At 73.9% G+C, this 14,485-nt stretch carries 10 protein-coding genes and 2 pseudogenes; 6 read left to right on the forward strand and 6 right to left on the reverse strand.

Going from position 1 to position 14,485, the window contains the following annotated elements:
- Positions 1-165: 165 nt before the first annotated feature.
- Both ACWDSL_RS46480 and ACWDSL_RS46485 read left to right on the forward strand, forming a co-directional pair.
- A complete protein-coding gene (locus ACWDSL_RS46480; protein WP_450494919.1) occupies positions 166-2,010 on the forward strand; it encodes an ABC transporter ATP-binding protein in 1,845 nt (614 codons plus the stop codon).
- The gene (locus ACWDSL_RS46485) at positions 1,955-4,090 is read left to right on the forward strand and encodes an ATP-binding cassette domain-containing protein (RefSeq protein WP_450494921.1); all 2,136 of its coding nucleotides are present in this window, start codon (positions 1,955-1,957) and stop codon (positions 4,088-4,090) included. The genes ACWDSL_RS46480 and ACWDSL_RS46485 overlap by 56 nt, the downstream gene beginning before the upstream one ends.
- Here the strand turns inward: ACWDSL_RS46485 and ACWDSL_RS46490 are convergent.
- Both ACWDSL_RS46490 and ACWDSL_RS46495 read right to left on the reverse strand, forming a co-directional pair.
- Positions 4,016-4,639, reverse strand: a pseudogene (locus ACWDSL_RS46490) (LuxR C-terminal-related transcriptional regulator); the annotation flags it as partial. The gene ACWDSL_RS46485 and the pseudogene ACWDSL_RS46490 sit on opposite strands and share 75 nt — an antisense overlap.
- Before the next feature lie 58 nt (positions 4,640-4,697).
- Positions 4,698-5,342 (reverse strand): TetR family transcriptional regulator, encoded by a 645-nt coding sequence (locus ACWDSL_RS46495; RefSeq protein ID WP_450494922.1) that lies wholly within the window; start codon positions 5,340-5,342, stop codon positions 4,698-4,700.
- A 311-nt stretch (positions 5,343-5,653) separates the two neighbouring features.
- Here ACWDSL_RS46495 and ACWDSL_RS46500 point away from each other — a divergent pair, with 311 nt between their 5' ends.
- The 3 genes from ACWDSL_RS46500 to ACWDSL_RS46510 all read left to right on the forward strand — a co-directional run bounded on the left by ACWDSL_RS46500 (position 5,654) and on the right by ACWDSL_RS46510 (position 9,008).
- Positions 5,654-7,036, forward strand: coding sequence for a glycosyltransferase family 4 protein (locus tag ACWDSL_RS46500; RefSeq protein WP_450494923.1), 1,383 nt, complete (start codon positions 5,654-5,656; stop codon positions 7,034-7,036).
- 131 nt (positions 7,037-7,167) lie between these two features.
- Positions 7,168-7,911 (forward strand): methyltransferase domain-containing protein, encoded by a 744-nt coding sequence (locus tag ACWDSL_RS46505; RefSeq protein WP_450494925.1) that lies wholly within the window; start codon positions 7,168-7,170, stop codon positions 7,909-7,911.
- Complete coding sequence (locus ACWDSL_RS46510; protein WP_450494927.1) at positions 7,908-9,008, forward strand: prenyltransferase; 1,101 nt, start codon at positions 7,908-7,910, stop codon at positions 9,006-9,008. The genes ACWDSL_RS46505 and ACWDSL_RS46510 overlap by 4 nt, the downstream gene beginning before the upstream one ends.
- 40 nt (positions 9,009-9,048) lie before the next feature.
- On the opposite strand, the gene ACWDSL_RS46515 is transcribed toward ACWDSL_RS46510, so the two are convergent.
- From ACWDSL_RS46515 to ACWDSL_RS46530, 4 genes are all read right to left on the reverse strand, one after another.
- Positions 9,049-10,059: an LLM class F420-dependent oxidoreductase gene (locus tag ACWDSL_RS46515; RefSeq protein ID WP_450494929.1), complete on the reverse strand. Its 1,011-nt coding sequence runs from the start codon at positions 10,057-10,059 to the stop codon at positions 9,049-9,051.
- Positions 10,060-10,254: 195 nt separating this feature from the next.
- The gene (locus tag ACWDSL_RS46520; RefSeq protein WP_450494931.1) at positions 10,255-11,082 is read right to left on the reverse strand and encodes a hypothetical protein; all 828 of its coding nucleotides are present in this window, start codon (positions 11,080-11,082) and stop codon (positions 10,255-10,257) included.
- 165 nt (positions 11,083-11,247) lie between these two features.
- Positions 11,248-12,162 (reverse strand): N-acetylmuramoyl-L-alanine amidase, encoded by a 915-nt coding sequence (locus tag ACWDSL_RS46525; RefSeq protein ID WP_450494933.1) that lies wholly within the window; start codon positions 12,160-12,162, stop codon positions 11,248-11,250.
- A 92-nt stretch (positions 12,163-12,254) separates the two neighbouring features.
- A complete protein-coding gene (locus tag ACWDSL_RS46530) occupies positions 12,255-12,839 on the reverse strand; it encodes a class I SAM-dependent methyltransferase (RefSeq protein ID WP_450494935.1) in 585 nt (194 codons plus the stop codon).
- A gap of 230 nt (positions 12,840-13,069) precedes the next feature.
- Between ACWDSL_RS46530 and ACWDSL_RS46535 the strand changes: the two are divergent.
- A pseudogene (locus tag ACWDSL_RS46535) lies at positions 13,070-14,419 on the forward strand (acyl-CoA dehydrogenase family protein); the annotation flags it as partial.
- Positions 14,420-14,485 lie beyond the last annotated feature (66 nt).

Consider the following 14,485-nt stretch of genomic DNA (forward strand, 5'->3'; position numbering starts at 1 on the left):
CCTGGTGTTCCTGGTGCTCCGGGTGGGGTGCATGCGGCGGCGACGATGTTTGCCGGTGGTCCGGGTGCGCCTGGTGTGCCGGGTATGCCGGGCCCCGCCGGGCGGCGCTTCGCTCCGGCTGCCCGGACGACATCCCACTCGCGAGGAGACGAGGACCTGCCCCGCATGGCCTCTTCCAGCCCGGCGGACACCACTTCCACAGCCGCCACCACCACCCACGACAGGCCCGCCGACCGTGCGGGCGAGCGGTTGTTGCGGGGCGCGTTACGGCACAGCGCGGGGCGTGTCGTCGCCGTCTTCTGGCTCACCACCGCGTCCGCAGCCGTCGGGCTCGCGCTCCCCGCCGTCCTCGGCCGTACGCTCGACGTCCTGCTCGCCGACCCCCACGGCGCGGAGGCCCGGCGCTGGGTGCTCGTCAGCGCTGGGCTCACCTGTCTGCTCGTGGTGCTGGACGCACTGGACTCCCTCCTCACCGGCACCGCCAACGCCCGCTCGATCGCCTGGCTGCGCCGCCGCCTGCTGCGCCATACGCTGAGCGCCGGGCCGCGCGCGGGGCGGCGGACGGCGGCCGGGGATCTGGTGACCCGGCTGGTGGGCAACGCCGCGCAGGCCGGGACCGCGCCGACCGCGCTCGCCTCCGCGCTGGCCGCCGTCGTCACCCCGGTCGGCGGGCTGGTCGCGCTCGCTCTCATCGACCCGTGGCTCGCCCTCGCCTTCCTCCTCGGGCTGCCGCTGCTCGCCGTTCTGCTGCGCTCGTTCGTCCGGGACACCACCGACAGCGTCGCCCGCTACCAGCACAGCCAGGGCGAGATCGCGGGCCGCCTGGTGGAGGCGCTGGGCGGGGCGCGGACCATCGCGGCGGCCGGGACGGGCGGCAGGGAGCGGGCGCGGGTGCTCGCGCCGCTGCCCGAGCTCAGCCGGCAGGGGCATCGCATGTGGCGGGTCCAGGGGCGCTCCGCCGCGTGGGCCGCCGCGATCGTGCCGTTGCTGCAGATCGCCGTGGTCGCCGTGGCCGGGCTGCGGCTGACGGCGGGGGAGCTGAGCGTCGGATCTCTGCTGGCCGCGGCCCGTTACGCGGTGCTGGCCACCGGCATCGGCATGCTGGTCGGCCACCTCAACGGCCTGGTGCGCAGCCGCACCGCCGCCCGCCGCTTCGCGCCCGTCCTGGCCGAGCCCGCCACCGCGTACGGCACGCGCCCGCTGCCGCCGGGGGACGGGACGCTGGAGCTGCGCGGGGTCCGGGCGGCGCGCGGCGGGCGCGAAGTGCTGCGCGGGGTCGACCTGGTGGTGCCGGGCGGGCGCTGCGTCGCCGTGGTCGGCCGCTCCGGGTCCGGCAAGTCGACGCTGGCCGCGATCGCCGGGCGGCTCGCCGACCCGGACGGCGGCGAGGTGCTGCTCGACGGCGTGCCGCTGCCCGAGCTCACGCACGGCGCGCTGCGCCGCGCGATCGGCTACGCCTTCGAGCGCCCGGCGCTGCTCGGCGGCACGGTCGGCGGGACCATCGCGCTGGGACCGGCCCCGCCCCCGCCCGGCCGGATCGTCGAGGCGGCGCGCGCGGCCTGCGCCGACGACTTCGTACGGCTGCTCCCGGACGGGTACGACACACCCGTCGCGGACGCGCCGCTGTCCGGTGGCGAGACCCAACGCCTGGGCCTGGCCCGGGCGTTCGCCCATGAGGGCCGGGTGCTGATCCTCGACGACGCCACGTCGAGCCTGGACACGGTCACCGAGCTGCGGGTGACCCGGGCCCTGTCCGGCCGCCTCCTGGGCGCCCGGCCGCGCACCCGGGTGATCGTCGCCCACCGGGCGGCGACGGCGGCCCGCGCGGATCTGGTGGTCTGGCTGGAGGACGGGCGGGTACGAGCGGCGGGGCGGCACGCCGAACTCTGGGCGCTGGACGGGTACCGGGCGGTGTTCGCCGCGCCGGATGTCCCGGACGGGCCGAATGCGCCGGATGTGCCGAACGGATCCGAAGCGCCGCAACCGGACGGGGGAGTTCAGGGTGGCTGAATCCGCGCCGGACAAAAAGGGCGGCCGGACTGCGGCGCGCGGGGCTAGACCGGGGCCATATGCCGAGGGCATTCGCTTTCTGCGCGAGCGGCGCCGGGTGCTGTGGCGGCTCGCCGCGTGGTCGGTGCTGGAGTCCGGGCAGACCTTCCTGAGCGGATACGCGCTGGCCCGCTCCCTGGACGACGGCTTCCTGGCGGGGGAGCGGGGCGTCGGGCTTGCCTGGCTTGGGCTCGCAGCGCTGGCCGTGGCCCTCGGCGCGTACGGCACCGGCCGCGTCTACCGCGCGATGGCCGCCCTCGTCGAGCCGCTGCGCGACGCGCTCGTACGCCGGGTGGTGACACACGCCGTGGGCGGCGCGGGTGGCGGGCGTACGGACGATGGGGGTGCGGGCGGGGGCACTACGGCGGTCTCCCGGCTCACCCACCAGGTGGAGATCGCCCGCGACACCTTCGCCGGTCTGGTCATGGTCTCCCGCTCGTTCGTATTCGTCGCCGTCGGCGCACTGGTCGGCCTCTTCTCACTCGCCCCGGTCCTGCTGCTCGTCGTCCTGCCGCCGCTGATCCTCGGGCCGGCGCTGTTCCTGGCGACGCTGCGCCCGATGGCCCGCCGTCAGGAGGCGTTCCTCGAAGCGGACGAGAACATCGCGGAGACGCTGGGCGCCGTCGCCTCCGGACTGCGGGACATCACGGCGGCGGGGGCGGAGGAGCGGGTCGGGGCGGACGCGGGGGACCGGATCGACGCCGAGTACCGGGCGGCTCGCGCCCTCGCCCGGTGGGGCGTGGTGCGGGCGATCGCCATCGGGGTGGGAGGGCGGCTGCCCGTCGTACTGCTGCTGGTGGCCGCCCCGTGGCTGCTGGGGCGAGGGGTCACGACGGGTGCGCTGGTGGGCGCGCTGGCCTACCTCCAGCAGTCGCTGCTGCCCGCCCTCCAGAGCCTGATGCAGGCCCTCGGCACGGGCGGCTCCCGGCTGGCGGTGGTGGTCAGACGGCTGGCCGGGACGGCGCCCGATGGGGGTGAGTTGGGCCCGGAGCGTGCTTCAGGGTCGGCGGCTCCAGGCGGGACGGCGGCGCGCCCCGCCTCCCCCGCCGTCGAGTTGCGCGCCGTCACCTTCGCGTACGGCGACCGTGCCGCCCCAGTCGTCGAGGGCTTGGACCTCGATGTGCCGGCGGGCGGTCATCTGGCCGTGGTGGGGCCGAGCGGGATCGGCAAGTCCACGCTGGCGGGGCTGATCGCGGGGCTGCTGGAGCCGCGGTCGGGCGAGGTCCGAGTGTGCGGGGAGCCCGTACGGGGGTCCGTACGGGGGTCGGTACGGGAGCCCGTACGGGGGGCCGGCGCCGTACGGGCTGCCGCGCTGCGGGTGCTGATTCCGCAGGAGGCGTACGTATTCTCCGGCACCCTCGCCGACAACCTCCGATATCTGTGCCCGGAGACGGGCGCCGGGGCCCGTACGGACGCCGAACTCGCCGCCGCCGCCGAGGCCGTGGGGCTCGACGCGCTGCTGTCGCGGATCGGCGGGCCGTACGCCGACGTCGACCCCGGCGCCCTGTCCGCGGGGGAGCGCCAGCTGATCGCGCTCGCCCGCGCGTATCTCTCGCCCGCCCCCGTGGTGCTGCTCGACGAGGCGACCTGCCATCTGGACCCGGCCGCCGAGGCCCGCGCGGAGCGGGCCTTCGCGCGGCGGCCCGGCACCACCCTGATCGTGATCGCCCACCGCGTGAGCTCGGCGCGCCGCGCCGAGCGCGTGCTGGTCATGGACGGCCGGCAGACGGTCTGCGGCCGCCACGCCGAGCTGCTGGAGCGCTCACCGCTCTACCGCGACCTCGCGGGAAGCTGGCGGGACTGGGGAGACCGGGGGAGCGCGGGGAGCCCGGGAGGCGCGGGGAGCCCGGGAGGTTCGGGGCATCTGCTGGGCGCCGGGGCTTCAGACCCAGCCCTCGCCCCGCGAGATGCGGATGGCGTCCACGCGGTTGCGCGCCCCGGTCTTCCGGGTGATGGCGGCCATGTAGTTGCGTATCGTCCCGTTGGACAGGTGCAGGCTGTGGGCGATCTCGGCGATCGAGGCGCCTTCGGCGGCCAGTGAGAGCACGCTCAACTCGCGTGCGGTGAGCGGCATTTGGGCCGCCTGGAGAAAGCCGTAGCCCAGGGAGTCGTCGATGAAACGCTCCTTGTTCGCGACGCTCCGGATGCCGTCCAGCAGCCGGTCGGGCGACGCGTTCCGGTCGATGTAGCCGAGGGCTCGCGCCTCGTGGGCCCGGCGCAGCGGCCCCGGCCGCTCCGCGTCCGCCAGCACCAGCAGTTCGCACCGGCCGTCCTTGCCGGATCTCTCGCCGGATATCCCCTCGGATATCCTCGCTAACTCCCCTTTTCTCGTGGCCCCGTCGGAGCCCGGACAGTCCGTGTCCACCACGCATACGTGCGGTCGGACGGCGCGCGCTCGACTACGCGCGTCGCACCATGATGTCGTCGTCACCTCGATGTCCGGTTCGGCTTCGATCAGTGCTGCCAAACCGGATCGCAGCAAACGAGAGTCGTGCACCAGAAGTACCCGGATCACGTGCTGTCCCTCCAACCCCGTACGGTTCGCCCGGTTCCGGGCATCGTTGATGAATACCGGGGTTGCCCCTGTCATGAACGCGCATATTGAGCCAACGGGGGGCGCACAGGCGCGCAAAAGACCTCATTCATGCTTATCTGCCCTCGCGCGCGCTGTCTGCGCCCTCGCGCGCCCCGTCCCGGGCGGTCAGGTCGATGAGCCGGCAGACCGTCTCGATGTCGATTTTCACCTGGGCGATGGAGGCGCGCCCCGACAGCCAGGTGATCAGCGCCGAGTGCCAGGTGTGCTCGATGACCCGCACCGCGGACAGCTGCTCGGGCGTCGGCGGCCCGTCCAGACCCATCGCGTCGAGGATGATCGCGGTGGTGAGCCGGGAGACGGTGTCCACCTCCGGGCTGACCGAGCGGTCGGCGAAGGTCAGCGCCCGGACCATCGCATCCGCCAGATGAGGCTCGCGCTGCAGCGCCCGGAAGGCGCGCATCAGGGTCTGGGCGACCCGGGCGGTCGGCTCCTCCTCGGTCGGGGGGCGTTTGCGCAGCGCCTCGTGCATATGTTGCAGCTGGTCCTGCATGGTGGCCACCAGCAGATGGACCTTGGAGGGGAAGTAGCGGTAGAGAGTGCCGAGGGCCACGCCCGAGTTCTCGGCGACCTCGCGCATCTGCACCGCGTCGAAGCCGCCGCGGCTGGCCAGCCGGGCGCTGGCGTGCAGGATCCGCCGACGGCGCGCCTCCTGCCGCTCGGTCAGCTGCAGGGAGGCCGGCTTGGCTTCTGCGGTCATCTGTCTCACTTCGGTGCGGTACAGCCACTGAAACTCGTTCTAGATTAGCGCGGTGGCTCGTCCGCCACACCGGCGTTTGCGCAGTTGAGACAGGTGGCGGCCCTACTGGCGAGTATCGGGGCCGGTCGGCCGCGGGCCCCCCGAACCTCCCGACCTGCGGCCGCAGTGGTGCGGATCACCCGTTCCGGCCGCGGTGCCGATGTCCTGACCAGGTATCTTCAAGACTTCTCGGGCGATCCGATAGTGAAACTTGTTCTAGATAAACGCGAGCGGTTACGCTCCCGCTCAGTTGCACCTAGGAGGGGGCGCGAGTGACCGCTGAGGCCGCGCAGAAGACCGGAACCGAACCGCTGCCCGACCCGCCTCCAGCCACCGTCGACAGGGATCCGGACCGACCGCTGCGGATCGCGCTGCTCACCTACAAGGGGAATCCGTTCTGCGGGGGCCAGGGCGTCTATGTACGCCACCTCTCCCGCGAACTCGCCCGGCTCGGCCACACCGTGGAGGTCATCGGCTCCCAGCCGTACCCGGTCCTCGACGACCAGGAGGGCGTCACCCTCACCGAGCTGCCCAGTCTCGACCTCTACCGGCAGCCCGACCCCTTCCGTACGCCCCGGCGCGAGGAGTTCCGCGACTGGATCGACGGTCTGGAGGTCGCCACGATGTGGACCGGCGGCTTCCCCGAGCCGCTGACCTTCAGCCTGCGCGCCCGCCGCCATCTGGCCGCCCGCCGCGGCGAGTTCGACGTCGTCCACGACAACCAGACCCTCGGCTACGGCCTGCTGGACCTGGACCGCGTCGGCTTCCCGCTGGTCACCACCATCCACCACCCCATCACCGTCGACCGGCAGCTGGAGCTGGACGCCGCGCCCGACTGGAAGCGCCGCGCCTCGGTGCGCCGCTGGTACGGCTTCACCCGGATGCAGAAGCGGGTGGCCCGGCGGCTGCCCTCCGTGCTCACGGTCTCCGGCTCCTCCCGCCGGGAGATCGTCGACGACCTCGGGGTGCGCCCGGGCCGGGTGCACGTGGTGCACATAGGCGCGGACACCGGGCTGTTCTCCCCGGACCCCGCCGTGCCCGAGGTGCCCGGCCGGATCGTCACCACCTCCAGCGCCGACGTACCGCTCAAGGGCCTGGTCCACCTCGTGGAGGCGCTGGCGAAGGTCCGCACCGAGAACCCCGACGCGCATCTGGTCGTCGTCGGCAAACGCCCCGAGACCGGCCCGGTGGCCGAGGCCATGAACCGGTACGGGCTCGAAGGCGCCGTCGACTTCGTCAAGGGCATCAGCGACGCCGAACTCGTCGACCTGGTGCGCGGTGCGCAGATCGCCTGTGTGCCCTCGCTGTACGAGGGGTTCTCGCTGCCCGCCGCCGAGGCCATGGCCACCGGCACCCCGCTGGTCGCCACCACCGGCGGCGCGATCCCCGAGGTCGCAGGGCCCGACGGCGAGACCTGCCTCGCGGTGCCGCCCGGCGACGCGGGCGCGCTCGCCGCCGCGCTCACCCGGCTCCTGGACGACGCGGAGCTGCGCCGGAAGCTGGGCGCGGCGGGCCGTGAGCGGGTCCTGACGCACTTCACCTGGGAGCGGGCCGCCATCGGCACGGTGGAGCGCTACCGCGAGGCCATCGCGGCCCGGGCCGGAGCCCGCCGCCCTGGGCCCGCCCCTCGTGGCGCCGCCCGCCGCCCCGTCTGACCACCCTTCCCCCCGCGCGGCCCTTGCAGCCGGCCCAGCCCCGCCCAGCCCAGCTCAGCCCCGTCCCGTCTCGCCCGTCCCGCCCCGTACGCCGACCCGCCGGAACCCCCCTGATCAGAAGGCAGATCACCGTGCTGACCGTCGATTTCTCCCGCTTCCCACTCGCCCCCGGCGATCGCGTCCTCGACCTGGGCTGCGGCGCCGGCCGGCACGCCTTCGAGTGTTACCGGCGCGGGGCGCAGGTCGTCGCCCTCGACCGCGACGGCGAGGAGATACGGGAAGTCGCCAAGTGGTTCGCCGCCATGAAGGAGGCGGGCGAGGCCCCAGCGGGCGCGACGGCCACCGCCATGGAGGGCGACGCACTGGCCCTGCCCTTCCCCGACGACAGCTTCGACGTCGTCATCATCTCCGAGGTGATGGAGCACATACCCGACGACAAGGGCGTGCTGGCCGAGATGGTGCGGGTGCTGCGCCCCGGCGGCCGGATCGCGGTCACCGTGCCGCGCTACGGTCCTGAGAAGGTCTGCTGGACGCTGTCCGACGCGTACCACGAGGTCGAGGGCGGCCATATCCGCATCTACCGCGCCGATGAACTCCTCGGCAAGATGCGCGAGGCCGGCCTGCGCCCGTACGGCAGCCACCACGCCCATGCGCTGCACAGCCCCTACTGGTGGCTCAAGTGCGCCTTCGGGGTGGACAACGACAAGGCACTGCCCGTCCGGGCGTACCACAAGCTGCTGGTGTGGGACATCATGAAGAAGCCGCTGGCCACCCGGGTCGCCGAGCGCGCCCTCAACCCGGTCATCGGCAAGAGCTTCGTGGCGTACGCGACCAAGCCGCACACCCCCTCGCAGGGTTCCCGGGGGGAGGCGTGACGGCCTTCGGCCCCGGGCCCGGCCGCACCGAACGCCTCGTCCTGCCCGGCGTGTTGACCGAGGAACAGGCCATGCGGACGGTGGCGGGCATCGCCGCCGTACAGCGCGACGACGGAGCCATCCCGTGGTTCCGCGGCCACCACCTCGACCCCTGGGACCACATCGAGGCCGCGATGGCGCTGGACGCGGCGGGCGAGCGGGAGCGCGCCGAGGCCGCGTACGAGTGGCTGGCCCGCCACCAGAACCCCGACGGCTCCTGGTGCGCCGCCTACCCCGACACCGCGAGCGGGGTCGACACCGCGCACCCCACCGACCCCGGCCGGGAGTCCAACTTCTGCGCGTACGTCGCCGTCGGCGTCTGGCACCACTACCTGTCCACCGGCGACGACGCCTTCCTGGACCGCTTCTGGCCGACCGTCTACGCCGCCGTCGAGTTCGTCCTCGGCCTGCAGCAGCCCGGCGGACAGATCGGCTGGCGGCGCGAGGCCGACGGCACCGCGCTCACCGACGCCCTGCTCACCGGCTCCTCCTCCGTCTACCAGGCGCTGCGCTGCGCCCTGGCCATCGCCGAGCACCGCGAGGAGCCCCAGCCGGACTGGGAGCTGTCGGCCGGGCTGCTGGGGCACGCCATCCGCCACCACCCCGAGCGGTTCCTCAACAAGGACCACTACTCGATGGACTGGTACTACCCGGTGCTCGGCGGCGCCCTCACCGGCGCCGGGGCCAAGGAGCGCATCGAGGCGGACTGGGACCGCTTCGTCGTCCCCGGCCTCGGCGTGCGCTGTCTGTCCACCAACCCCTGGATCACCGGCGGCGAAAGCTGTGAACTCGCCCTCGCGCTCTGGGCGATGGGGGAGTCCGACCGGGCGGTGGAGATACTGCGCTGGATCCAGTCCCCGCTGCGCGCGGAGGAGGACGGGATGTACTGGACGGGCTACGTCTTCGCGGACGACGCCGTCTGGCCCGAGGAGCGCACCACCTGGACCGCGGGCTCGCTGCTGCTTGCGGTGGCGGTGCTCGGCGGGGACGACGCGACCATGGCGGTCTTCGGCGGGGAGCGGCTGCCGCGCGGGCTGGACTCGGACTGCTGCGCGTAGCCGGTGGCTTGAGGCGCCGCGTGGAGCGCCGCTGCGGGCCTCAGCTGTTGAGATCGGCCAGCGTCCGCAGCGTCTCCGGGTCGGGCGCGGTCACCAGCAGGTCGGTCACCGGGCCCTTGCGCCACAGCTCCAGCCGCTCCGCGATCCGCTCGCGCGACCCGACCAGCGAGATCTCGTCCGCGAAGGCATCCGGCACCGCCTGGACCGCCTCCGCGCGGCGGCCCGCGAGAAAGAGCTCCTGGACCCGGCGCGCCTCCGCCTCGTAGCCCATGCGCCCCATCAGATCGGCGTGGAAGTTACGGGCCGCGTGGCCCATGCCGCCGATGTAGAAGCCGAGCATCGCCTTGACCGGCAGCAGCCCCTCGGCGACGTCCGTACAGACCCGGGCCTGGGCCATGGGCGCCACCATGAACCCCTCGGGCGCGTCGGCGAGCGCCGCCTCGTACAGCTCCGTGCGCCCCGGCGACCAGTACAGCGGCAGCCAGCCGTCCGCGATCCGCACCGTCTGCGCGATGTTCTTGGGGCCCTCCGCGCCGAGGAGTACGGGCAGGTCGGGCCGGAGCGGATGGACGATCGGCTTGAGCGGCTTGCCGAGGCCGGTGGCGTCCGGCCCGCCGTACGGGTGCGGATGGAAGCGCCCGTCCAGCCGCACTGGGGCCTGGCGGCGCAGCACCTGGCGGATGACCTCCACGTACTCGCGGGTGGCGGTCAGCGGGCTCTTCGGGAACGGCCGCCCGTACCAGCCCTCGACGACCTGGGGCCCCGACAGCCCGAGGCCGAGCATCATCCGGCCGCCGGAGAGGTGGTCGAGGGTGAGGGCGTGCATCGCGGTGGCGGTGGGGGTGCGGGCGGCCATCTGCGCGATGGCCGTGCCCAGCTTGACCCGGGTGGTGTGGGCGGCGATCCAGGTGAGCGGGGTGAAGACGTCCGAACCCCAGGACTCGGCCGTCCATACGGAGTGATAGCCGAACCGCTCGGCCTGCCGGGCGAGTTCCAGATGGCGGGGGTCGGGACCGCGGCCCCAGTAGCCGAGCGCCAGTCCGAGCCGCATGGCGTCCCTCCGTCCCGTATCGCATGATGGCTGACGGTGTGTCAGGTGGTGGTGCGGCGGACGACTGTACGGGCCGGACCCGGGAATGGCAACGGCGCCCGGGAATGGCAACGGCCCCTCGCCCTTGATTGGGCGAGGGGCCGTTGTCGTGGTGATCAGCGAGCCGGGTCGAGCATATGGCTCGCGCGAGCGGTGTCAGCCGCGCTGGATCCCCGTGGTGTCCTGCAGTACGCCACGACGGCCGTCCTGCGTCTGGGCGACCAGCGCCTGACCGCGCTGCTCCACCGCGAGGTACCAGGTGCCGGGCGCCAGCTCGGCGATGGTCGACGAGGAGCCGTCCTCCGCGTACAGCGGGCGGGCCACCGGCACCGCGAACCAGAACGGAGCGAAGTCCGAGCCGGCGGCCGGCGGCGGGGTCGGCTGACCCGGGCCCGGCTGGGCGCCGAACGGCGGGGCGGGCTGACCGGGCTGGGCACCGTACGGAGCCGGGGCACCGGGCTGCACGCCACCCGGGCCCGGGTAGCCGTAACCGGGCTGCGGGGCGGGGGCGCCGTACGGGGACGGGGCCGCGCCGGCGGCGCTCATCAGCGGGAGCTTCAGGGCCGGGATGCGCTGGGTGAGCAGGGCGCCGGCGGCCAGCGCGAGGTTGGCGATCAGGCCGAGGATCTGGCCGACACCCTTGTCGAGCCCGTCAGGTCCGCCGATGATCGTCCACAGCGAGCTCCATGCGGCGAACACCGCGAGAGCCGTGCCCCACTGGTCGAGCGAGAGCCCGAAGAGGTTGCGGCCCGCGGGCTGGAAGCGCGCGGAGACGATGAGAGCGGCAGCGAGCACACCCGCCAGGAAGATCGACGGCAGCACCGGGAAGAAGTCGGACTTCCACCCGTTGACGCTGGGGGCATCGCCGCCGCAGTACTGACCGCTACAACTGTACGAGTAGAAGTCGAGGAACGACGCGATGAAGAGCAACACCGCTGCTCCGATCACCACGCCGTCGCCTCGAGTGAGGGAGCGGATGTTCAACGTAAAGGTCCTTTGTCGGTTTCGTCGGTACGGACGGCAGTCGCCGGGCGCGTGGCGCGAAGGCGTCGGGGGTGGTGCACCATCGTACGGGTGAATCTGCCGCCGGTAAGCAGGGGTGTCCGATCGGTGTCCCGGTCGTGACCTGCTGTTCGGGGAGTTGTTGCGTTACCCGTTCAAGAAGTCCGTAATGCCCTGTGCGATCCCCCGTGCGGCACGCTCCCGCCATGCCGCGTCGGTCAGTTCTGCGGCGTCCTTCGAGTCACGCATATTGCCACACTCGATGAACACCTTCGGAACCGTCGAGAGGTTGAGTCCGCCGAGGTCATCGCGCACCTTCAGACCGGTGCCGCCGCCGATGTAGTTGGCGGGCTTCGCGCCGGTCGCCTCGCTGAATTCCGTGACCAGATGCGTGCCGAGGCGGTGGGACGGGCCGGTGATCGCCGAGGTGTCGGCCCCGCCGCCGCGTACGGAGGCGGGCAGGATGACATGGAAGCCGCGCTGCCCGGCCGCCGCGCCGTCCGCGTGCACCGAGACGGCCGCGTCGGCGTGCGCCTTGTTGCCGATCTCCGCCCGCTCGTCCACGCACGGCCCGTACGCCCGGTCGCCGTCCTGGGTGAAGACGACCTTGGCGCCCCGGTCTTGGAGCAGGGTGCGCACGCGGCGTGAGACGTCGAGGGTGAAGGACGCCTCGGAGTAGCCGGAGTTGGTGGCCGTGCCCGTGGTGTCGCACTCCTTCTTCGCCGTACCGATGTCGACACTGCGGGCGATCGCGGAGGGGTGATCGCGGTTGTGTGGATTGTGGCCGGGGTCGATGACCACGACCTTGCCGGCGAGCGGCCGGCCGGAGTCGTCCTTCGGATGTCTGGTGGCCTCGCCCGATGGGCCGCCACCGCTTACGGGCGGGGCGATCGAGGTGCTGTCGGCGGTCGGGAGGGAACCGGTGCCGCCGCCGCTCTTCGGGTCGCCCATGGAATCCCAGATCAGCCAGCCGGCGAGACAGGCGGGCACCAGGGCGGTCAGCACAACTGCCAGGGTGCCGCCGCGGCGGCCGGGGCTGCGGGGAAAGCTTCCGTTCGACACTCGGGCGATGGTAGTCGTGCGGCAGTGGCGGGCGCGGGCGGGTCCGGTGGGCGGCCGCGCCGGGGCGGGTGGAGGGAGATCAGCGGGACGCGTTACGCGGCCGTGCGGCGCAGGACGCGCAGCGAGCCGGTCACGGACAGCTCGGTGAAGGCGCCGGAGGCGAGCGCGCGGCGGTAGATGCGGTACGGAGCCTGGCCGCCGTCGGCCGGGTCAGGGAACACGTCGTGGATCACCAGGAGCCCGCCGGGGGCCAGATGCGGGGTCCAGCCCTCGTAGTCGGCCGTCGCGTGCTCGTCGGTGTGCCCGCCGTCGATGAACACCATGCCGACCGGCCCGCCCCATACGGCCGCGGCCCGCGGGGACCGGCCGACGACGGCGATCACATGGTCTTCGAGGCCGGCGGCGTGGAGGGTCCGGCGGAAGGTCGGCAGGGTGTCCATCAGGCCGACCTCGGGGTCGACGACCTCCGGGTCGTGGTACTCCCAGCCGGGCTGCTGCTCCTCCGAGCCGCGGTGGTGATCGACGGTGACCGCGACCGTGCCCGCCGCGCGGGCGGCGGCGGCCAGCAGGATCGTGGAGCGGCCGCAGTACGTGCCGACCTCCAGGAGTGGCAGCCGCAGCGCGGTGGCCGCGTCGACGGCGGCGGCATACAGGGCGACGCCCTCGTCCACGGGCATGAAGCCCTTCGCGGCCTGGAAGGCGGCGAGGGCGGCGGCGTCGGGGGTCGCGGCGGTCGCGTCGGGGGTGGAGGCAGGCTGGGTCACCCGGCCATCGTGCCGTACGGCCCGGCGGCGGGGTGGCCGGGGTGGCCGGGGTGGTCGGGGTGGCCGGGGATGACCTTTACCCTCGGGTCAATTCTCGGGGCACCGGTCTTCCCTCATTTCTGACTATCCGTCAGATTGGATGCATGGGCATCGCCATCACGGAAGACCAGCGGGAACTGGCGCGCGCGGTGCGGGGGTGGGCCGCTCGGGCCGTGCCGCCCGAGGAGGTGCGCAAGCTGCTGGACGCCCCCGCGGGCGGTTCGGGGCGGCCCGCCTACTGGGCCGGGCTGGCCGCGCAGGGGCTGCTCGGGCCGCATCTGCCGGAGGCGTACGGAGGGGGCGGCGGCGGGCTGCTCGACCTCGCCGTCGTCCTGGAGGAGACCGGGCGGGCGGTGCTCCCCGGGCCGTATCTGCCGACCGTACTGGCCTCGGCGGTGCTGGCGCGGGCGGGGCAGGGCGAGTTGACCGCCGCGCTCGCCGGGGGTACGCGCATCGGCGCGGTCGCCCTGGGCGCCGGGTCGCTCACCGCCGCCCCCGCGGCGCCGGGCGACGCGGCGCGGGGCTGGGTGCTGGACGGCTGCGCGCCGCCGGTGCTCGGCGCGGCCGACGCCGACCTCGTCGTCCTGGCCGCCACGGCCGCCGACGGCGGCACGGCGTGGTTCGCCGTCGACGCCCGCGACCTGGAGATCCGCCCCCACGACAGCGCCGACCCGACCCGCCCCACGGCCGAGGTGAGGGCCCTGCGTACGGCCGTCCACGCCGACCGGGCGCTCGCCGTGGACCCTGGGCTGGTGCGGGACCTGGCTACGGTGCTCTTCGCGGCCGAGGCGTGCGGGACGGCGGCGTGGGCCCTGGACACCGCGGTCGCGCACGCCAAGACGCGCGAGCAGTTCGGGCGGCCCATCGGCCAGTTCCAGGCCGTCAAGCACCTGTGCGCCGACATGCTCGTACGCGTCGAGCAGGCGCGCGCCCTGACCTGGGACGCGGCCCGCGCGGCGGGCGAGGAACGGGCGCGGGGCGAGGAACGGGCGCGGGGTGAGGACTCGGCGGCGCGCGCCGAGCCTGCGACGGGTGCCGAGCCCGCGACCCGGGCCGAGCCCGCGACCCGCGCCGCGCCTGCGACAGGCGCCGAGCCTGCGACCCGGGCGGAGCCCGCGACGGGCGCCGAGCCCGCGACCCACGCTGCGCCCGCGACCCGGGCCGAGCCCATGGCCCGGGCCGAGCCCATGGCCCGCGCTGCGCCCACGGCCCGCGCCGAGCCCACGACCCGGGCGGAGCCCACGACCCACACCGGCCCCGCCACACACGCGCAGCAGAACCCGCTCGCCCTGACCGCCGCGCTCGCCGCCGCCACCGCGCTCGATGCCGCCCACAGCTGCGCCAAGGACTGCGTCCAGATCCTCGGCGGCATCGGCTTCACCTGGGAGCACGACGCCCACCTCCACCTCCGCCGCGCGACCGCCGCCCGCGCCCTGCTCGGCGCGGGCCGGGCGCCCCGGGGATCGGAATAGCACACTCCATAACTCCCTTCACCAACCAAACAAACTACTATTTGACGT

The organism is Streptomyces sp. NPDC000941 (assembly GCF_053599555.1).

Coding starts and splice junctions, on each gene's coding strand:
- ACWDSL_RS46480 (WP_450494919.1), top strand. CDS start 166: ATGGCCTCTTCCAGCCCGGCGGACACCACTTCCACAGCCGCCACCACC.
- ACWDSL_RS46485 (WP_450494921.1), top strand. CDS start 1,955: ATGTGCCGAACGGATCCGAAGCGCCGCAACCGGACGGGGGAGTTCAGG.
- ACWDSL_RS46495 (WP_450494922.1), bottom strand. CDS start 5,342: ATGACCGCAGAAGCCAAGCCGGCCTCCCTGCAGCTGACCGAGCGGCAG.
- ACWDSL_RS46515 (WP_450494929.1), bottom strand. CDS start 10,059: ATGCGGCTCGGACTGGCGCTCGGCTACTGGGGCCGCGGTCCCGACCCC.
- ACWDSL_RS46530 (WP_450494935.1), bottom strand. CDS start 12,839: ATGCCCGTGGACGAGGGCGTCGCCCTGTATGCCGCCGCCGTCGACGCG.